Here is an 18,480-nt window from a genome sequence, read left to right as displayed (position 1 = left end):
AATAAAGAATTGGCTTATTATACTGCAGTCGTCCAACGACGATGAGTCGGGAGACATAAAAAGTGAACGGTTATTTTCCCCGGCTTTGTTATAGTAGCCGTCCGTTATATGACTCGGAGTGGGTGAAATGAATTGGTTACGCTATTTCGGTAGTGGTTCTCTGTGTTTACTGTTTTTGGCGTTGACTGCTTGCAGCCAACAGGAAGTCAGACGGGAACCAACGGTCAAAAACATCATTTTAATGATCGGAGACGGCATGGGGCCGCAGCAGTTGGGTTTGTTGCAGGCTTATGCCCAGCGAGCGCAACATTCGATCTATAGCGGGAAAGGCGGGTTGACCGCCTTCGATCGTTTTGCCGCCGAAGGCTATGTCGGTCTATCCAATCATTGGCCGGCCGATGCGTTGGTGACCGATTCCGCCTGTTCCGCCTCGCAATTGGCCAGCGGCGTCGCCTCCGGCAGTGAAATGATCGGTTTGGACCAGGACGGCAACCCGGTTGAAACGATACTGGAAAAAGCGAAAATACAGGGAAAATCGACCGGACTGGTGTCCGATACCCGGATCACTCATGCCACGCCGGCCGCATTCGCCGCCCATCAGCCTCACCGCTCGTGGGAAAACGAGATAGCCGAGGAAATGTTGAGCAGCGGCAATGTCGATGTGATGTTGTCGGGAGGGCTACGGTATTGGTTGCCGGCTACGGCCAATGCCGACCCGGCTGTGCGCGGAGCGCTTGAACGACGAATCGGCGAGCCGGCATTGGCCCTTGTTTCCAAACGCAAAGATTCGCTGGACTTATTGAGCCAAGCAGAGCGCCGCGGGTATCGGTTGGCCTTTAATCAGAAGCAGTTGCAACAGGCAACAGGGAATAAGTTGTTGGGGTTGTTCGCATCGGCTGCCATGCAGGATGGGATCGATTATCATCAGCACAGGCATGACAATGAACCCTCCCTGGCGCAAATGACCCTAAAAGCATTGCAAACGCTGGCCAGCAATCCGAAGGGTTTTTTCCTGATGGTAGAAGGCGGACAGATCGATTGGGCCGGTCACAACAACGATGCTGGTAATCTGTTGCACGAGATGGTCAAGTTCGAAGAAGCGGTCGCCGTCGTTTACGAGTGGGCAAGCCGGCGCGACGATACTTTGGTGCTTATCACGGCCGATCACGAAACCGGCGGCTTCGGCTTCAGCTACAGCCGTTATCGCACGCCAGAGGCTAAAGCGTTGCCGGGAAAAATGTTCGAGCACACGCAATATCGGCCGAATTTCAATTTCGGTAGTGTGGGCATTCTGGATCGATTATACAAACAGAAAAAAAGCTTCTATCAGATGTGGCGGCAAATCGAGCGCGAAAATAGCGAGCCTTCGGCTCGGCAAATCATGCAGGTGGTGAACGACTACAGCGATTTCAAAATAGATCTCGAGCAGGCCAAAGCTATTTTAGCGCAGGAAGCTAACGAATACCGGCGCAAGGGGCATAAGTATTTAAGCGCCGAATATTTTCCTAAGGTGCATGATTTTAAGGAATTCTATGTCTATGGCAAGGATGTGCGTCTGGATTTGATCGGGCGCGCCCTAGCGAAAGAGCAGAATGTCGTTTGGGCGACCGGGACCCATACTCATACTCCGGTACCTGTTATCGTCTGGGGCGCGGAGCGCTATGCGAGACCATTTTCGTCGCTGTCGCATCATACCGATATCGCGAGACGGTTGATTGGTGTTTTGAACGAGAGTGCTGTTAGCGATACTAAAAGGTGACAATTCAGTCTTACGTAACCGCGTAATCCAATGCTTGAATATGTTGGGTTACGCATAGCTGGAAGCTATGAGTAAGAAAGGGAAGAGAAAGTCTGGAAAATATTGGAGCGGGAAACGAGATTCGAACTCGCGACCCCAACCTTGGCAAGGTTGTGCTCTACCAACTGAGCTATTCCCGCAATTTTTGAATGCCTCCGAAGATTCGGCAGGCAGATGTGAATGGAGGCTGCGACCGGAATCGAACCGGTGTAGATGGCTTTGCAGGCCACTGCATAACCACTTTGCTACGCAGCCTTGTCAATTAAAAAAGCCGCGTTGCCCGCGGCTTTTTGAAATCCTTGGAGCGGGAAACGAGATTCGAACTCGCGACCCCAACCTTGGCAAGGTTGTGCTCTACCAACTGAGCTATTCCCGCGTTTCAATTTATCCGTGTATTTTAGCGTTCTGACAAAACTTGTCAACAGTTTTATTGAACATTAATTGCTAAAACCCAACCTTTACGGCCTTGGCATTCGCCTCCGACCATTTCAACTTGAACGAAAGCGTCTTTCTTGCCATAGGCGTCTTGGGTTTGTACCGCCTTGACGGGTGTACCTGGAGGCTGCAATTTACAACCACTGCGATCTTCTTCCTCGGTATCGTCGAACGCAGCCATCGAACCGGGAACGGAAACCAAGCGGATAGGAGCGGAAGGGTCGGCCGCATTAGCGCTCTTTAGAACGTAATTTTGACCAATGACGATAGCTTTAGATTGGTGTACGGGCAGTTTTTTGTCCGAACCACCGCTCATCAGAACGATCAGCAGGACAACGACACCGGCGATACCGCCATAGAAAACCTTCGGATTGGACTCTTTTAAAGTCATCAGCGAAGCAAGTGCATTGCCGACAGCATTTTTGGCTTTTTCTACCGATTCCTGTTGGTTTTCGTTTTCGGTACGGTTTTCAACATCAGTCTGGTTTTCTGATTCGTTAGCGTTTTCGTGTTCACCGTTACTCATTCTAAAATTCCTCTAGTAAAGATAAGTATGTAATTATTATTATGAAACAAGCTATAAAGTTACCATGCTGCCAGAACATTTCAAGTGCTTATTCGCATGCGTGAAGGGTAAACCGGCAGGGTAAGCTATTCTACTGAATTATCGTTTTAATATGTTGAGGATTTTTACCATTGCCGAAGAAATTAAATGAAATCATAGCCTTTTTTCTTTTGGCTGGCCGGCGAGACCGCTTTTTCGGCCAGGCGCCTGCATTCGAATTGCCAATAGCCCAGACCGATGTTCTTGCGGTCACGCAAGATGACGGGGAAATTTTCCTGGTTCATGAACATTCTCAGAACGTCTCCATCCTTGAACAAGAAAGAGTCGAAGATGATGTAACTTTTTTCCTCGTTATTATCCTTCAGAGCATACAGCAAGGCTTTCTGCGGTTCGGAATCGGCCGGCGCATCGATGTTGAGGTAGTTGACGGCAAAGCTTTGGTTGGCGACGACGTTTAATTCGAAGATCAGTTTGTTGTCCTGTTTGGGAATGGTGATTTTGCTGATGACGCCTAACAAGCGGACGCTGGGAGGGGCATCCTTTCTTCTGCAACTTACCAGACTGCCGATCGATAGCACGCCGGGATTATCGAATTGGCAACTCAAAGCCATATCGGAATTGGTTTCGGTGAGAATTTCCAATTCATTCAAGTCGACTTCGGCATTGCTGGATTGCAAGTTGTAGGTCGCTTCCAGGCCGATGGCGATGTATCTGTCCAGTCTGTCGCTAAACAAAGCCGCTCCCTGCAAAGGGATGCCTTGCCAGCGTTGCAATAAATAGTTGAATAATTCGGCCGGCAATTTACCGAATTTAGTTTGATGAAGGTCAATCGAACTGTAGCGAGGCTCATTTTCGCTACAGTATTTATCGGCTTGTTGGAATGCCTTAATAATTCGAGTCAGATCCAAATACATCATGGAGGAGTCGGCCTGTTTGCCCGAGGTATTGAAATAAGGCGCGCTATCCTCATCCATTAGAATCACGCATTGCAGTTTTTGTTCGTCGATTGGGTGGTTTTCGATACGGACCAGGGCGTTAATCTTCTCGATGAAATTGTAAATCTGCCGGAATTCTTTCTGCATCAGGCCGGACGGGTCGGTCAGACTGAATAGCAGAACTTGTTTATAGCATTCCTCGCTGGTGGTAGTTTTGCCGAAGGTACAGGATTCATCGGTGATCTTGGATGAGTCTTTTTTTACCTTAATGCTTAATTTGTAAAGAGAATGCAGATCGATCCAGATCCAATCGGGGACCGGGCGATTCATCATGTAATGCGTAACGACAATACTGCTGAGACCCTTGATGGTGCGCTGTATCGTCAACGCGGTATTTTTCCCTTGAAACCAGCCGATTTCACGGCGAGTCAGTTCCTTGACGATCATCCAGTAACCGATTGTGAATTCTTTTTCTATCGAAACCAGCACATCCATGATTTTGCAATCGTTCGTGCTCTTCGGAAAGCCGGACTTGATCAGCCTGGAACGCAGATAGTCCTCGATGACAAGAAAACTGGGCCTAAGTCGTTCAAGGCCTTCCAGTCGCTTTTGCGCCGGCATTTTCAAGCCATTCATTTCGATGATCAGATCATGAAATAAACGGGTGGATAGCCCCGGGTTGGCGGTGGGTAATTCGGCAACCCAACTCGTTAACGTTTCTTCGTCAAAGGATTGTAATAGCTCCGGATCGTGCTTTTGTTCGGGAATGACCAGAAAAAAAGAATTTTTCACAAATTTTCCATGGTTGAATAATTCAATCGCTAAACCTTGCTGACATCAAGTTTAGACTACTGGTGTAAGTTTATCTAAATATTACTTAAACTTCCAAACAATAGAACCATCGGTTGGGTAATGGGTGAATGCTGTCCTTAGGGGTGTTTTGAAGCTAATTCAACCGGAATAAATGTGGCTGACCAGTTGTTTAAACCAGCGCGGTCTGAACATCACGATAAACAAACCGAACGTACTGGTGAGGGGAATGGGGCCGACGCCTAGCACCATGAATAAGCAAATGACCAACGCGGTTATCGTGCGGGCTTTTAAACTGTTGCTGTTCATAAATCTGCCTAGCCATTAGATAAAATGACTGGACTATGGGACAAGTGGATTAAAAAAGATTATTTAGTTATATAAGGATAGGGTCAAAAGTCAATATTATTGTCGTTATCGTGTTTTGGACGCTGGCAAACAATCGCTAATTTGCTAAGATTGGGAAAATTTTGTGAATCTAAGGAAGTAGGCAATATGCGTTATCGGCAACTTGGAGACTCGCAACTCGAAGTCAGTGAAATTTGTCTGGGAACCATGACCTTCGGGCAACAGAATAGCGAGGCGGAGGGACATGCTCAATTGGATAGGGCGCTTGATTATGGCGTCAATTTTATCGATACGGCGGAAATGTATTCGATACCTCCGCGTAACGAAACCTATGGGGCGACCGAACGCATCATCGGCAACTGGCTTGCTAAAAGCGGCAAGCGTGACCGCATCATCCTTGCCTCCAAGGTGGTCGGTCAAGCCGATTGGTTGCCGCATATCAGGGACGGCAAGGCTTGCCTGAACCGGGCCAATATCGAACAGGCGATCGATGGCAGCCTGCGTCGGTTACAAACCGATTATTTGGATTTGTACCAGGTCCATTGGCCCGACCGTCAAACCAATTTTTTCGGTAAACTGGGCTATCAATATCCCGCTGAGTCGCCGCCCGCCTCGTTGGAGGAAACGCTTTCGGCGTTAGGCGGTCTGGTTAAGGCGGGAAAGGTCCGTTATATCGGGGTCTCTAACGAAACGCCCTGGGGCGTCATGGAGTATTTACGCCTGAGTGACAAATTCGGTTTGCCGCGCATCGTCTCGATACAAAATCCCTATAACTTGCTTAATCGCAGTTACGAAATTGGCTTGGCCGAAATCAGTCATCGGGAGCAGATTCCGTTGCTGGCCTATTCGCCGCTTGGTTTCGGGGTCTTGAGCGGCAAATATCTTGATCACAAACCCGAGAAAGCAAGACTGAGCTTGTTCGACAGCTATAAACGTTATTCCACAGTCAACGGCGTCGCGGCCACGCGGGAATACGTCGAATTGGCGCGGAAATATGGTCTGTCGCCGGCACAAATGGCGCTGGCTTTCGTCAATAACCGGCCTTTTGTCGGCGCCAATATCATCGGCGCGACCAATCTTGAGCAATTACAGGAAAATCTAAAAAGTATCGAACTGGTTTTGCCCGAACAATTGCTGGATGAGATCGAAGCCATTCAGCAGCGTTATCCCAATCCTTGTCCTTAATTGAATAATCGTGAGATCCAGACATGCCTTATTTGAAACTGAGAACCAATGTCGGTATCGGCCGGGAACAATCGCCGCAATTGTTGAGCGAATTATCGCAACTGCTGTCCGGAGAAACCGGTAAGCCGGAACGCTACGTCATGGTGGAGTTAGCCGCCGAACGGGATATGATCTTTGCCGGCAGCAGCGACCCGCTGGCTTATCTGGAATGCAAGAGTATCGGCTTGACTTCGACCCAGGCCAAGGCATTATCCGCGTCCATTAGCAAGTTGCTGCAAGGCAGATTGCAACTGCCGCCCGATCGGGTTTATATCGAGTTCGATAATTGCCCGGCCGAATATTGGGGCTGGAACGGCTCGACCTTTGGCTGATTGAGCAGGGAGCGGGAGGGAGGTCCGCTCGAAATCAATCGCGACCAATGAATGATTGTGCCGGGTCGACGCGAATCGCGCGTGCCTCAGCCGGGCGCCGGGAAATCATGGTGGGCTTGGTCCGGCTCTGGGTTTAGCAATCCAGCGGCGGATACCTCGTTTTGTTTCAGCCAGTGTTGAGCATGCTTGTCCGCGCCGGAAGGCAATGGCGCGCCATGCGAACTTATCCAGGCCGCAATATCGCGCCATAGAACCGGTGCTTGCAGGTCGCGCAACAACATATGGTAGCCATTCGGATAAAAGGCGATGGTTTTGGCGCGAGCGTGCTTGTCCAATAAACCCTGGAGAAAAATCATCGTCGGTCGGCGGGGAATTATTTCGTCTTTTTCACCGTATAGCAATAGGGTATCGACCGTTAACCGTTCGGCGTTTTCCAATGCCCGGTCCATCAAATTGACCAAGCCATGGATGGCGTCGACCCGGGTTTCCTTGATCACGAGGGGGTCGCGGCCCAATGCTTTCAACATGTCTATATTATCCGACGCAGTGATTTCCAGGTCCTCGCCGGTCAGGGTCAGCCATGGCAAACTATAAGACAGGGACCACAATAAAGCGGTCTGGTACCACGGCATGGTTTTACGGCCCCACACGGCCGGGGCCGCCAGGATTATACCGTCTATGGCGGGCGACGAAGGTTGGGTGACGGTATTGATGATGACGGCGCCGCCCATGCTTTCCCCCAATAAATACACAGGGGTATCGGGATGTCGTTGCTTGATCAGGCGGCTAAATAAAGCCAAATCGTTGGTATAGGCATCGATGCCAGCCCAATAACCGCGATTGGGGGTGGCGCCGAAGCCCCGCTGGTCGTAGGCGTAGGAAGTAATGCCGTGTTGCTGGAAAAATTGGGCAGGCGCTTGGAAGAATTGCCGGTAGTCGTTGAAGCCATGCAAGGCGATAATGACAGCTTTGCTCTGTTCGGCTTGCCAGCTGGATAACGGCAGTTTCATACCGTCATCGGTGATGAAGGTATTTGGGGTTAAACGGCCCTGATTGTTGAATAGGCCCGGTTTTACCACGACCGGGGCGCAAGCCGGTAACAGTAGCGAGATCAACAATAAATTCAATAAAGCTAAACTCTTTTTTTTCATCGATATTAATCCGGCCAGTCTTTCATGACGCTATAATCTTCGCATCAAAATTCGGCACCTTAAAAACCTTCGCCCTCCTAAAGAAGACTGGGTGATGGCGGCAAAGAAACCGAATTTTGCGAACAGTATAATGTTAACGGAAAAGTCGGTATTTTTTGGCAATGCCAGCAATTTACGATAAACCGCCAGGAATTCAGATTATTGCGGTCCGGCGGGACGAGCAAATCAGTGTCCTTTGCGAATTGGCCAAAGAAATTTGGCAAGATCATTATCTTGCCATCATTGGCCAAGCGCAGGTTGATTATATGTTGAATAATTTCCAGAGCAGGGCAGCGATTAACCGACAGATTGCCGATGGCTGTCGATACTTTTTGCTGTTGCATGGGCAACAATGGGCGGCTTATTTTGCCGTTTCGACAATCGGTGACGGTTCCATGAAACTGAGCAAGCTATACGTGCGCAAGCCTTTGCGCGGTTGCGGATTGGGCAAAAAAATTCTCGACTATATAGAACGGGAATGTCAGCGACAAGGCATTGCCGAATTATGGCTAACCGTCAACCGCTATAATGACTTAGCCATTCGCTTTTATCAACGAAACGGTTTCCGAAATAGCGGCAGCTTGGTTGAAGATATTGGAGAAGGGTTCATCATGGACGACTATAAGATGATCAAAACCCTTGCTTGAATCGCATTTAGTATGCGACTGCATGTTTCGGCTGCTAGTTTTTGCAATGGCGTGGGTTAGCAATCGAATAGGCAATGCATATTAATACACAGAAAGGTTTTCAGTCGATATGATTTCTTGGCATAGCGTTTACGTCTCGTAAAAATTATTGTTGACTTTTATAAGTCATTGAAAGAAATAATTTTTGTTGGCTGGTTAAAAAATAGTCAATTTAACAAAAATGTAACAGTTATGGGACGTTGCGACGTATTTAGACAATCTATCCACAGAGTTATCCACAGCTTTTGTGGGTAAAGCGAAATTTTCCAATATCGATCAATACTTAGCCAGGTTGTTCATAAATCACTTTTATTTGTGCCGATAAATGTTGATTTCTTTTTTTCATCGGGCAGTGTTATTTTCTCGAATGGCCAAAAAAATATGTGAAAGGCCGGCCGCGAAAAATGTGGAATAAAGCTCTTATGCACAGAAAGGTTTGAAGTCGATACAGTTGCCTTAATGCGAAGGAATTTGTTTGAATCTGGCGATATAACTTATTATCTTATTGATTTTTATGTTATTTTGTTTATTGTGTAAACAATGGCCAATTTAACAAAAATGTAATATTTATGGTTAGTTAGCACACGTTTCGACAATCTGTCCACAAAGTTATCCACAGGAATTGTGGGTAAAGTGGTGCTTAACTTTCCGGTGACGACTAAGTGGACTGGCTGAATCAATGAATTATCAGGCGTTAAGTTCAGTCGCTCGCCAGGCAGTGACAATGAATCGGCTGGATCTCGTCTTATGCACATAAATTTTTCAGCTAAGAATATCCAAGCGAGCGCTCCTTAATTATCCATCATAAGGTTTAAACCACCGGCTTTAGCCGGTCAGCTTTAGCTGCGATAATTTGCCCAAGGAGGTGGCGATGGACTATAGATACGGCAGCCATACGGTTTACCAAATTGAGTATCATTTTGTTTGGGTTACGAAGTATCGTTATAAAGTGCTGAAGGATGAAATAGCCGAACGAGTGAGAGACTTGGTGCGGCAGACATGCGAAGCCTTTGAGATACGGATTATCAAAGGTGTCGTGAGCAAAGATCATGTGCACATTTTGGTGAGTGCGCCGCCGACTATGGCCCCAAGCGAAATCATGAGGCGAATCAAGGGACGAACTTCGAGCTATCTGTTCGAAGAGTTCCCGCACTTGAAAAAGCGATATTGGGGTCGACATTTTTGAGCCCGCGGTTATTTTTGCGCCACAGTGGGGCAAATGACTGATGAGATGATAAAGCAATATTTGGAGCATCACTTTGAACCTAATCCAAACGATAATTTCAAGATGGAGCCCGACTAAGACGCGTCGTTTAGTCGACGCGTATCCGGACTTTCAGTCCGTTATTGGAACCCACCCGCTTGAGCGGGTGGTTGTTTAGTTGCATAAAATTTCCCATTGCCTTTTTTATGTTGTTGAATACGTTAGATTATCTGTCTTTGACCAATATTTGATCAATTTAACAAAAATGCAATGCTGATGGACAGTTAGCCTGCATTTCGACAATCTAGCCACAGAGTTATCCACAGCTTTTGTGTATAAGCCGTCCTTGTTAACAACCGTATAAGCAAGATAAATATCTATAGGTCTGATGAACATAATTGTATTCGGTATCGCCGCCTACATTTTGCTGCAATTGCTGATCGGCGTTTGGCTGTCGCGTCGTATCGCCAGCGAAGCCGATTATTTGCTGGCCGGGCGCAGTCTCGGCTATCCGTTGGCGACACTCAGCGTTTTCGCCACCTGGTTCGGCGCGGAAACCTGTATCGGCGCGGCCGGCGCGGTGTACGAACAGGGTTTGGCGGGCGCGACGGTCGACCCCTTCGGTTATGCCATGTGTCTGGTCGTTATGGGGTTGGTGTTTGCGATACCGTTATGGCGGCGACAGTTGATGACATTGGCGGACTTGTTTCGCCAGCGTTACTCCCGCAACATCGAAATGCTGGCCGTGCTGTTGCTCGTTCCGGGATCGATTATGTGGGCGGCGGTGCAGATCCGCGCCTTCGGCCAGGTGTTGTCGGCCTCCTCCGGGCTGGAGGTCGAATTCACCATCAGCATCGCGGCGCTGGTCGTCATCGTTTATACCATGTACGGCGGCCTGCTGGCCGATGTCGTCACCGACGCGGTGCAGGGCGTCGCCTTGCTGATAGGCCTGTTGTTGATCGCCTGGCTGGTGGTCGATCATCACGGCAGCCTGTCGGTCACTCTCGATAGCATCGATCCACAACGTTTGCGCATGCGCAGCGGGGAACAACAGTCCTGGCTGCATAACGTGGAAGCTTGGGCCATTCCGATCTGCGGTTCGGTGTTGTCGCAGGAACTGATCGCCCGTACGTTGGCCAGTCGCTCGCCGCAAGTCGCGCAACGCGCCTGTATCGGTGGCGGCCTGCTGTATTTGTCGGTGGGTCTGATTCCGGTCATGATCGGTTTGACAGGAGGCAATATCCTGCCCGAACTGAGCGAGCCGGAACAGATTCTGCCGCAATTGGCACAACAATTCTTGCCGACCTTTCTTTACATCATCTTCGCCGGGGCGTTGATTTCGGCGATTTTGTCGACCGTCGACAGCGCCTTGTTGGCGGCGTCGGCGCTGATGTCCCACAACCTGCTGATTTCGGTATTCAAGGTCAGCGAGGAAACGCATAAAATCCGCCTCGCTCGACTGCTGGTGATGGGGTGCGGTATCGTTGCCTTCGTTCTGGCCTGGAATGCCAACCGCGTCTACAACCTGGTCGAAGAGGCGTCGGCACTTCGGTAGTGCAGGCATCTTCGTCGTCGTCATCTTCGCCCTCTTCAGCCGTTTCGGTGGCGTTTACAGCGCCGCAGCGGCCTTGCTAGGGGGCATCGTTACCTGGATAGTCGGTATGCAGCTGGATTTTCCCTATTTGTTGTCGCTCGCGGTCGCCTTTAGCGGCTATGTGTTGACGGCGAGCTGGGAGATGGCGCGATTTTATTCATGAAAATGCCGTCAATGAGTTCAAGATTGGTTAAACTGACAATTTCTCACGATACTGATAACTCATATGTTCTACACAATTCATGCCGCGATGAAAGTCGTGGCTCCGCGCATTGATCGCCCGAGAACCTCGCCAAAGGAATGCAATAGGCAAGGATAGGCTAGTCTGTGAAAATACTATTCTGTACTTCTTCGACCGATTCCGCTTCCAAACTGGATGTTTTACGCCAGCATTATGACCTGACTGTCAGGGAGGGTATGAACTCAAACGATCCGCTCGAAGAAGAGGCGGATGTGCTGATTGTCGACGCCATGCTCGGCCAGGAATGGTTAGGCGTGCAGCTCGGACGAATTAAGCAACGACAAAAACTCCGCTGGCTGGTCGTCAATCAAAGCGGCAGCCCGCACGAGTATCTGCAATATTTTCAAGCGGGTGCGGCGGGTGTGCTGAGCGATGAGTATGACGACGAAACTCTGCTGAAATGCATCGAAACCGTTCGCGCGGGTGGAGTGTGCATCGAAGCGAAGATGAGCCAAATTCTGGCCATGCGCCAGATCAAAAAAATGCTCGCGCCCTTCGTCAAGCTCAGTTCGCGCGAATTCGATGTTTTCTGCCTGCTGGCGGAAGGTTACCCCATGGCCTATATTGCCGAAAACTTGGGGGGTCTCGACAAAAACGGCATTCAATTGCCAAACGCAACTGAAGAAAAAGATGGGATTGGCCAATCAATTGCAGATACGCGAATGGGCAAAAAAACACGGATTGATCTGATGTGATGGTATAATATTCCCGAAAAACGGGAATTTTTTCTGTTTTCGGAAATTTTCTGTTGAAAAAGGAGCGAACAATGAAGAAGAAATTTATCGGTAGTGTAATTATCTTGGCCGCTGTATCGACCGGCCAGGTCCTGGCTTCGGACCAAGCTCTGGAAATCTGCATCGCCGCGGCGCAACAGCAAAAAGCCGGCGAGATGCTCAAACTGGAGAAGCTGAAGATGGACGGAAAGGCCATGTACGAGTTGGAAATCCGGGACGCCAACGGTTTCGAATGGGAATTTATGTGTGACGCCAATAGCGGCAAAATTACCGAAACCGAAAGCGAAGTCAGATCCGTTGAGAGCAAGGCGTTCAAAAGCAAAATGAAAGTGACCGAGGAAGACGCGGCGGCGATCGCGTTGAAGGCCTATCCCGGAGTGATCGAGGAAGTCGAGTACGAAATCGAGTCCAACGGCGACGCGTCCTATGAATTCGACATCGTCAACGACAAGGGCGTCGAAACCAAGGTCGAAGTCGACGCGGCCAGTGGCAAGATCATCGAAGTCTCCACCGAGGAATGGGAAATCGGCGAGGAAGCCGACGAAAGAAGATAAGGCAAATAGGGTGCATAAAATGCACCCTACGCAGGTGGAAATTGAGTCTTCGGATACACGAAACCGCGTAGGGTGCATTCCATGCACCGTTTCAAGACAGACGTTTACACATGAAAGTGTGTAAGCCGTTGTGACAAGGTTTGATTTTAAAATGCACCTGCTGAAATATTGAACGATTATGTCAAACTACCGGCGTGTGACTGTCCCAGGCGCGACTTATTTCTTTACCGTCGTCACTCTCCATCGCCGGCCTATTTTATGTAACGAGGACGTTAGAACCTCATTGCGCGAAGGGATCCGGAGCATTCGGGTTGAGCATCCTTTCACGATAGAAGGGTGGGTTTTGTTGCCAGATCATCTCCACTGCATTTGGACTTTGCCGGAGCAGGATGACGATTTTTCCAAACGCTGGGCGCTAATAAAACGTTATGTCAGTAAAAGGCTGCAATTACGGTATCACCGCAGCGACTGGATGATCGCTTCCAAAATTAAACGCCGAGAAAGCACGCTTTGGCAGCGACGTTTCTGGGAACATCAAATTCGCGACGAAGAGGATTTGCACCGTCACCTTGATTATCTTCATTTCAACCCGGTCAAGCATGGACATGCTGCTCGTGTTTCCGATTGGCCTTATTCCTCATTTCATCGCTTTGTCCGGGAGGGTCGTTATCCTGAAGGCTGGGGGGATGAATTCGTCTCCAGCATCGAAATACCGGAAGCCGGGCAATATGATTGATATTTTTGGTGCATGGAATGCACCCTACATCGGCGGTAATTGAGGCTTCGAAGACACGAATCGACGTAGGGTGCATTCCATGCACCATTTCAACCCGGTCAGGCATGGACATGCCGCTCGTGTTTCCGATTGGCCTTATTCCTCATTTCATCGATATGCCCGGAAAGGTTGGTATCCTGAGGGGTGGGGAGACGCATTCGTCCCCCGCATCGAAATGCCGGAAGCCGGGCAATATGATTGATTTTTTCGGTGCATAAAATGCACCCTACATACAGCAAATCAACGTAGGGTGCATTCCATGCACCATTATTGAATCTCTTTAAGGTTTGACCGCTACGCCCCACGGATAACGGCCGACGCCAATGGATTTGCTGACCTTCATGTCTTCCAGGTCAATGATGGATATGTCGTTGCTGACGCCGTTGGTCGTATACAGGCGTTTCTGGTCGGGCGAAAACGCCAGGTTCCAGACCCGTTGACCGACCAGGAAATAATCTTCCACTTCCAACGTTTGCGCATTCACCAACGCCACCCGGTTGGCCGGCCCCAAGGCGACGAAGGCCCATTTCCGTTCCTTGTCGATGGCTATCCCGACCGGTTGTATCTTGTCGTCGGTGACGCCGGAGATTTCGAATTTCAAGGTCTTGACGATCTTTCGGGTCGCGGCATCGATCACGCTGACCGTGCCGCCCAGCTCCGATGAGGCCCATAATTGTCGGCTGTCGGCGGTGAAAGTCAGGCCGCGGGGGCGAGGGTCGACCAAGGTGTTGTCCACCACTTGCAAAGATTCCCGGGCGATCCAATGCACCATGTTGGTTGCTTCCGAGGCGCAGGCCACCCATTTATTGTCGGGACTGACCGCGACCGGTTCCGGTTCGACGCCGACCGGAATTCGCTTGATCGCCTTGGCCGATGCGATATCGATGGCCGTGACCAGGCTGTCGTCCTCATTGGACACATAAAGCCGTTTGCCTTCAGGGCCGATCGCGAAGGTTTCCGGGTCTTCGCCCGAAGGCAAGGTGCCGACCACTCGGAAAGTCTCGGTATCGACTATTTGAATGGTGTCGTCGTCGCTGGCGGCGAGATATAAATGCTTGCCGTCCTCGGCCATGACGATGCCGCGCGGACGTTGGCCGACCGGCACGGTCTGCAAAAGCTTGCCTTCGATTGGGTCGACCACGGCCAATGCATTGTCTTTTTCCAGCGTGACGAACAGCGTTTCCGCTAGTGTTTGGCTGCTGCCGAGCAGTAGGGCGGCGCAAAAAAAGTGTTTCATGAATCCTCCGTATCAATAAAAATTAAGGAAATGCCGATTAATTCAGCATTTCCTGGTGCGCATGGACGCACCGGGCGCCGAGAAATCCAGGATGGAGTTATACGACGCTATTAATCAACCGCATTGATTAAATCCAGGCGGCTGGCCAGCAGCGTCATTTCCGCGGCCGTCTTGGTGCCCAGCTTGTCCTTGATCGCGGTGCTGTGGTTGCACACCGTTTTGTAACTGAGGCGAAGCTGTTCCGCTGCCTCCCGGGTCGTCTTACCATTGGCCAGCAGACAAAATATATCGAATTCCCGCGGGGATAATTGCCTGATTTTTTCGTCTTCTTGCTCGCCGGTCACCATGTTGAGCGCCAACTTCTGCGCCAATTCCGGCGCTACGAAAGTCTCTCCCCGGGCGAGCGTGCAAACGGCGGTGACCAGCGTTTCCGGCACGCTGTTCTTGACGATATAGCCCTTGGCTCCGGCCTTGATGGCGCGGGCCACATAAATCAGTTCGTCGTGTATGCTGAAAACCAGGATTCTACAAGCCGGGTCGCGGCCGAGCAGGCGGCGCATCGTTTCGAAACCGCCGATGCCGGGCATCGACAGATCGAGCACGACGACATCGGGCAGGTGTTGCTCGTATAAACGGCAAGCGCTTTCGCCGCGGTCGCTTTCATAAACCTCGCCGATTTTATCCGCCAGCCCCAAATAGGTCTTGTAGCCAGCGCGGACGACGGCGTGATCGTCCACCAGCAGCACGCTGATTTTTTCTTTCACCTTAAAACCTTTTTCATAATCTGCAAAGGAAATGCGCATTCTTGCGGTTATGTCCGTTAAATGCCATAGGAAAGATTCCCGATTTGTCCCATTGCCGTGAAATCGCGAGGCGACGTCTTGCGCTCCTTCGTCCTGTGGGAGAGGGAGCGATCATAAGGACAGAGGCGTTCAAACCTTATGCCCGTTACGATTATCTCGTTCTGATCGAAGAGTGCCTGAAGAAAGTCTTGGAGGGAAATTGAGGGATCGGGAAAAATTCCCGGCAACCGAAGGAATACTTCCCTATGGAAGGTCTGAAGGTTTCCATAAAATACTTCCGCGATCACATGGTTTGCATAAGGATTGATTCCCCTTGCTCGTAAGCAAAAGATGAAGTGTGATGAGCGCGCCGGAACGCGCGCGATGGAGTGGGTTGCGCAGGGAAGCGTCAGGGACGGTTAAGAAAGTATATGAAATGTTTCCTAAGTGTTAGTTGTAAAGCAAATCAATCTGCGGAGCGCCTGAAAGACGGCGCCCGCGGATTTTTTTAGTCGATTGGTTAAGAAATTAAGGCTTGAGGCGATGCTTTGGCTGATGGTGCGACAGACGTGTGGAGCGGGATCAGCGAGTTGGCGAGAGTGTTGTTGATTAAAGTTAAACAGAAGATTATCAGGATATTCGTTGCGATGTTGTTGTTTTTGCCGGCCGTGGCTAACGGAGCCAAGCCGTTTAAAATCGCCGAGCTGGAATTCAAGCAGTCGCGGGTGATGGATATCATCCGCGTGCTGTCGGAAGACGCACAGGCCAACATCATCGCGACCCCGGAAGCGGGCGAGAAGGAAGTGACGCTGTACTTGAAACAAGTGACGCTGGAAGAGGCCATCAAGGCGATTTGCCGGATCAGCGATCTCTGGTATCGTCGCGACGACGGCGGCAACGGCACCTACCGCTTGATGACCAAGGAACAGTACGGCAAGGACTTAGTGGTCGGACAGGACGACGCTATTCGCGTGTTTTCGTTGCGCAACCCCAATGTCATCGCCATCGCCTCCGCGATCGAAGACCTGTACGACGATCGGGTTCAGGTATCCTACGGCAACAGTACGACCGGATCGGGGTTTGGCAACGCCGGCAGTCGCGGCAATCAACGCTTCGGCGGTCGCGTCAACGGTAACAACAACCGGCGCAATAATTCCAGAAATAGAAACGGCTCGAGACGCGGCGGCGTCAACGGCTTAACCAGGCAGCAGCGCTTGCCGGACGATTTGACGGTGGAGCAATTGGCGGAATTGTCGGCCGGCGGCAAGCAAGTCGAGGCAGGGCAATTGGCCTCGGTTTCCGGCATGAGTAAGTTGATTTACGTCACCGTCAACGTCGAACACAATTTATTGATCGTCAAGACCAGCGATCCGGTGGTCTTGAAATCCATCGCCAGCCTGGTGAAACAGCTGGACAAGCCGCAAACGCAGGTCATGCTGGAAATGAAGATCATCGACATCAAGGTCGGCGAGGACTTCACGTCCTTGTTCAATTTTGAATTGAAGGATACCACGCTGAGCGGCGACAGCGCCAACCCGATCGTACTCGGCGGGGCGGCGGCCATTTCCGGGGGAGGCAGTCTGGTATACGAGTTCGTCAGCCAGAACATCAAGGCCAACATCGAAATGTTGGAACAGAACAACCGGGTCAACGTCATTTCCAATCCGATGCTGGTGGCGTCCAATCATCGGCCGGCGACGCTGTTCGTCGGCGAGGAACGGATCATGGTGCGGGGCTATTCCATCGATACGATCGATAACCTGAATACCACGCGCACGATCACGACGCCGGAAACCGAACTGGAGGAAATCGGCACGACCCTGGAAATCACGCCGCATATCAACAGCGACGGCAGCATCCATATCCTACTGAAACAGGAAAACGCCACGTTGAACGAAGGCGCGGCGTTGATTCCGGTTACCGACGGCAGCGGCAGCGTGGTCGATTTGCCGGTCGACACCATTACCACGGCGAGGATGCAGGGCGAGATCTTCGCCCGGCACGGTTACACCGTCGCCGTCGGCGGCCTGATTCGCGACAGCTTCTCCAGGAACCGCAGCAAGGTGCCGTATCTGGCCGATATTCCGCTGGTTGGCAATGTGTTTCGCTCCACCGAGGACCAAGACAGCCGCTCGGAAATGGTGTTGCTGATCACCCCTTATATTCTCAACGAAGGGGACGACAAGGAACGTTTCGATCCGACCGAGAAATATCACCGCTACGCGCCGGATGCGTCGTTCCGGCCCAAGCCGTTGCCGGAAAAAACGCCGGCCGGGCCGCCGGTTTGCGGCGACTATTGCGCGCCGGCCAACTTGCGGAATTCGGATTTATGAAGCGGCTGGCGGTCGTGTTGTCGGCGCTGCTGCTCAATGCCTGCGCCCATGTCGGCCTGGATTCGGAAGCCGATATCGCGGCCGAAAACTGTTACGCCTATCGCTATGGCGACAAGCTGCGGCGCATCAACTTCGCCCAGGCCTTCGATTGGTGCCATCGCTCCGCGCGCTGGGGCGACGCCAACAGCCAGGCGCTGTTGGGCGAACTGTATTACATGGGACTGGGCGGCAGGCAGGATATCGAGCTGGCCGCGCAGTGGTTCGAAAAAGCGGCCAAGCAGGGCCACGCCCACGGCCAGTACATGCTGTACCGGATTTACACGGTCAGCGCCGAACCGCGCCTGCGCGAACAGGCCGGCTACTGGCTGAAGCAGGCACGACAGAGCGGTTACAAGTTGGCGTTGAAGAAATGAGATGACGCCAAGGGTAGACGTGGTAAGGATTTGATAAAAATGACTTTCCGGAATGCCCAATGTAATCGTATCCATGCCCCAGCGTGGATATGCTTTTGGGGACGCTTTGCGTCCCGCGCCGCAGAGCGGCGGGGGCGTGCTCCCACGCTGAAGCATGGGAGCCATGACAAGACGGCTACCGGCTTAAACAGGGCAGGCGCGGCGGTTTGCTGGCCATGCCCAAATAGAGGTAGGAGCACCGCCCTCGGCGCGACTGAAACGGGAAACGAGGAAGCCGGCAGGTATATATA

Annotated in this window: 18 protein-coding genes, 3 tRNA genes and 1 pseudogene; 13 read left to right on the top strand and 9 right to left on the bottom strand. The window is 51.1% G+C overall.

What is annotated here, in order from left to right; genetic code table 11:
* The first annotated feature begins 127 nt into the window (after nucleotides 1–127).
* Nucleotides 128–1,759, top strand: a complete 1,632-nt coding sequence (locus EP25_RS0108035) for an alkaline phosphatase (RefSeq protein ID WP_031433390.1) — start codon at nucleotides 128–130, stop codon at nucleotides 1,757–1,759.
* A gap of 103 nt (nucleotides 1,760–1,862) precedes the next feature.
* Here the strand turns inward: EP25_RS0108035 and EP25_RS0108030 are convergent.
* The 6 genes from EP25_RS0108030 to EP25_RS23590 form a co-directional block, all read right to left on the bottom strand.
* A tRNA-Gly gene (locus EP25_RS0108030) sits at nucleotides 1,863–1,938 on the bottom strand.
* A gap of 41 nt (nucleotides 1,939–1,979) precedes the next feature.
* Nucleotides 1,980–2,053: transfer RNA gene (locus tag EP25_RS0108025), tRNA-Cys, on the bottom strand.
* Nucleotides 2,054–2,098: 45 nt separating this feature from the next.
* Nucleotides 2,099–2,174 (bottom strand) — tRNA-Gly (locus tag EP25_RS0108020).
* A 51-nt stretch (nucleotides 2,175–2,225) separates the two neighbouring features.
* A complete protein-coding gene (locus EP25_RS0108015; RefSeq protein WP_031433389.1) occupies nucleotides 2,226–2,759 on the bottom strand; it encodes a hypothetical protein in 534 nt (177 codons plus the stop codon).
* Between the two features lie 182 nt (nucleotides 2,760–2,941).
* On the bottom strand, nucleotides 2,942–4,525 hold the full coding sequence (locus EP25_RS0108010) for a hypothetical protein (protein WP_031433388.1): 1,584 nt from the start codon (nucleotides 4,523–4,525) through the stop codon (nucleotides 2,942–2,944).
* A gap of 159 nt (nucleotides 4,526–4,684) precedes the next feature.
* Nucleotides 4,685–4,852 carry a hypothetical protein gene (locus EP25_RS23590; RefSeq protein WP_200875019.1) on the bottom strand — a complete coding sequence of 56 codons (168 nt, stop codon included), beginning with the start codon at nucleotides 4,850–4,852 and terminating at the stop codon, nucleotides 4,685–4,687.
* Between the two features lie 186 nt (nucleotides 4,853–5,038).
* Here EP25_RS23590 and EP25_RS0108000 point away from each other — a divergent pair, with 186 nt between their 5' ends.
* Nucleotides 5,039–6,076 (top strand): NADP(H)-dependent aldo-keto reductase, encoded by a 1,038-nt coding sequence (locus EP25_RS0108000; protein ID WP_031433387.1) that lies wholly within the window; start codon nucleotides 5,039–5,041, stop codon nucleotides 6,074–6,076.
* Between the two features lie 23 nt (nucleotides 6,077–6,099).
* Nucleotides 6,100–6,447, top strand: a complete 348-nt coding sequence (locus tag EP25_RS0107995) for a phenylpyruvate tautomerase MIF-related protein (protein WP_031433386.1) — start codon at nucleotides 6,100–6,102, stop codon at nucleotides 6,445–6,447.
* 86 nt (nucleotides 6,448–6,533) lie between these two features.
* Here EP25_RS0107995 and EP25_RS0107990 read toward each other — a convergent pair whose 3' ends face one another.
* Complete coding sequence (locus EP25_RS0107990) at nucleotides 6,534–7,598, bottom strand: alpha/beta hydrolase (protein WP_084190987.1); 1,065 nt, start codon at nucleotides 7,596–7,598, stop codon at nucleotides 6,534–6,536.
* A gap of 161 nt (nucleotides 7,599–7,759) precedes the next feature.
* Between EP25_RS0107990 and EP25_RS0107985 the strand changes: the two genes are divergently transcribed.
* The 8 genes and pseudogenes from EP25_RS0107985 to EP25_RS23840 all read left to right on the top strand — a co-directional run bounded on the left by EP25_RS0107985 (nucleotide 7,760) and on the right by EP25_RS23840 (nucleotide 13,627).
* Nucleotides 7,760–8,284: a GNAT family N-acetyltransferase gene (locus EP25_RS0107985; protein WP_051906489.1), complete on the top strand. Its 525-nt coding sequence runs from the start codon at nucleotides 7,760–7,762 to the stop codon at nucleotides 8,282–8,284.
* Between the two features lie 910 nt (nucleotides 8,285–9,194).
* Nucleotides 9,195–9,626 (top strand): annotated as a pseudogene (tnpA, locus tag EP25_RS0107975) (IS200/IS605 family transposase).
* Between the two features lie 289 nt (nucleotides 9,627–9,915).
* Nucleotides 9,916–11,082, top strand: coding sequence for a sodium:solute symporter family protein (locus EP25_RS21870; RefSeq protein WP_235185865.1), 1,167 nt, complete (start codon nucleotides 9,916–9,918; stop codon nucleotides 11,080–11,082).
* Nucleotides 11,033–11,284 (top strand): hypothetical protein, encoded by a 252-nt coding sequence (locus EP25_RS23845; RefSeq protein WP_235185864.1) that lies wholly within the window; start codon nucleotides 11,033–11,035, stop codon nucleotides 11,282–11,284. Before EP25_RS21870 ends, EP25_RS23845 begins: the two co-directional genes overlap by 50 nt.
* A 164-nt stretch (nucleotides 11,285–11,448) precedes the next feature.
* On the top strand, nucleotides 11,449–12,057 hold the full coding sequence (locus tag EP25_RS0107960; protein WP_152555618.1) for a helix-turn-helix domain-containing protein: 609 nt from the start codon (nucleotides 11,449–11,451) through the stop codon (nucleotides 12,055–12,057).
* 71 nt (nucleotides 12,058–12,128) lie between these two features.
* On the top strand, nucleotides 12,129–12,650 hold the full coding sequence (locus EP25_RS0107955) for a PepSY domain-containing protein (protein ID WP_031433382.1): 522 nt from the start codon (nucleotides 12,129–12,131) through the stop codon (nucleotides 12,648–12,650).
* Nucleotides 12,651–12,828: 178 nt separating this feature from the next.
* Nucleotides 12,829–13,386: an REP-associated tyrosine transposase gene (locus EP25_RS0107950; protein ID WP_031433381.1), complete on the top strand. Its 558-nt coding sequence runs from the start codon at nucleotides 12,829–12,831 to the stop codon at nucleotides 13,384–13,386.
* Between the two features lie 79 nt (nucleotides 13,387–13,465).
* Nucleotides 13,466–13,627, top strand: a complete 162-nt coding sequence (locus EP25_RS23840; RefSeq protein WP_235185863.1) for a hypothetical protein — start codon at nucleotides 13,466–13,468, stop codon at nucleotides 13,625–13,627.
* Between the two features lie 78 nt (nucleotides 13,628–13,705).
* Here the strand turns inward: EP25_RS23840 and EP25_RS0107945 are convergent, their stop codons facing one another.
* Together EP25_RS0107945 and EP25_RS0107940 are read right to left on the bottom strand one after the other, a co-directional pair.
* A complete protein-coding gene (locus EP25_RS0107945; RefSeq protein ID WP_031433380.1) occupies nucleotides 13,706–14,662 on the bottom strand; it encodes a PQQ-dependent catabolism-associated beta-propeller protein in 957 nt (318 codons plus the stop codon).
* Between the two features lie 110 nt (nucleotides 14,663–14,772).
* Nucleotides 14,773–15,426, bottom strand: a complete 654-nt coding sequence (locus EP25_RS0107940) for a response regulator (RefSeq protein WP_031433379.1) — start codon at nucleotides 15,424–15,426, stop codon at nucleotides 14,773–14,775.
* Between the two features lie 566 nt (nucleotides 15,427–15,992).
* On the opposite strand from EP25_RS0107940, the gene EP25_RS0107930 reads away from it, so the two are divergent.
* Together EP25_RS0107930 and EP25_RS0107925 are read left to right on the top strand one after the other, a co-directional pair.
* Entirely contained in the window at nucleotides 15,993–17,777 is a 1,785-nt protein-coding gene (locus tag EP25_RS0107930) for a type II secretion system protein GspD (RefSeq protein ID WP_152555617.1), read from the top strand.
* The gene (locus EP25_RS0107925; RefSeq protein ID WP_031433376.1) at nucleotides 17,774–18,190 is read left to right on the top strand and encodes a tetratricopeptide repeat protein; all 417 of its coding nucleotides are present in this window, start codon (nucleotides 17,774–17,776) and stop codon (nucleotides 18,188–18,190) included. The genes EP25_RS0107930 and EP25_RS0107925 overlap by 4 nt, the downstream gene beginning before the upstream one ends.
* Nucleotides 18,191–18,480: the final 290 nt, after the last annotated feature.

It is taken from the genome of Methylomarinum vadi, from assembly GCF_000733935.1.
In the GTDB taxonomy this organism is placed as follows: Bacteria; Pseudomonadota; Gammaproteobacteria; order Methylococcales; family Methylomonadaceae; genus Methylomarinum; species Methylomarinum vadi.
Note: the sequence above shows the minus strand (reverse complement) of the source record. Positions and strands in the feature narration are given on the sequence as shown.

Coding starts and splice junctions, on each gene's coding strand:
- EP25_RS23845 (WP_235185864.1), top strand. CDS start 11,033: ATGCCAACCGCGTCTACAACCTGGTCGAAGAGGCGTCGGCACTTCGGT.
- EP25_RS0107995 (WP_031433386.1), top strand. CDS start 6,100: ATGCCTTATTTGAAACTGAGAACCAATGTCGGTATCGGCCGGGAACAA.
- EP25_RS23840 (WP_235185863.1), top strand. CDS start 13,466: ATGCACCATTTCAACCCGGTCAGGCATGGACATGCCGCTCGTGTTTCC.
- EP25_RS0107945 (WP_031433380.1), bottom strand. CDS start 14,662: ATGAAACACTTTTTTTGCGCCGCCCTACTGCTCGGCAGCAGCCAAACA.
- EP25_RS0108035 (WP_031433390.1), top strand. CDS start 128: ATGAATTGGTTACGCTATTTCGGTAGTGGTTCTCTGTGTTTACTGTTT.
- EP25_RS21870 (WP_235185865.1), top strand. CDS start 9,916: ATGAACATAATTGTATTCGGTATCGCCGCCTACATTTTGCTGCAATTG.
- EP25_RS0107985 (WP_051906489.1), top strand. CDS start 7,760: ATGCCAGCAATTTACGATAAACCGCCAGGAATTCAGATTATTGCGGTC.
- EP25_RS0108015 (WP_031433389.1), bottom strand. CDS start 2,759: ATGAGTAACGGTGAACACGAAAACGCTAACGAATCAGAAAACCAGACT.
- EP25_RS0108000 (WP_031433387.1), top strand. CDS start 5,039: ATGCGTTATCGGCAACTTGGAGACTCGCAACTCGAAGTCAGTGAAATT.
- EP25_RS0107990 (WP_084190987.1), bottom strand. CDS start 7,598: ATGAAAAAAAAGAGTTTAGCTTTATTGAATTTATTGTTGATCTCGCTA.
- EP25_RS0107950 (WP_031433381.1), top strand. CDS start 12,829: ATGTCAAACTACCGGCGTGTGACTGTCCCAGGCGCGACTTATTTCTTT.
- EP25_RS0107955 (WP_031433382.1), top strand. CDS start 12,129: ATGAAGAAGAAATTTATCGGTAGTGTAATTATCTTGGCCGCTGTATCG.
- EP25_RS23590 (WP_200875019.1), bottom strand. CDS start 4,852: ATGAACAGCAACAGTTTAAAAGCCCGCACGATAACCGCGTTGGTCATT.
- EP25_RS0107925 (WP_031433376.1), top strand. CDS start 17,774: ATGAAGCGGCTGGCGGTCGTGTTGTCGGCGCTGCTGCTCAATGCCTGC.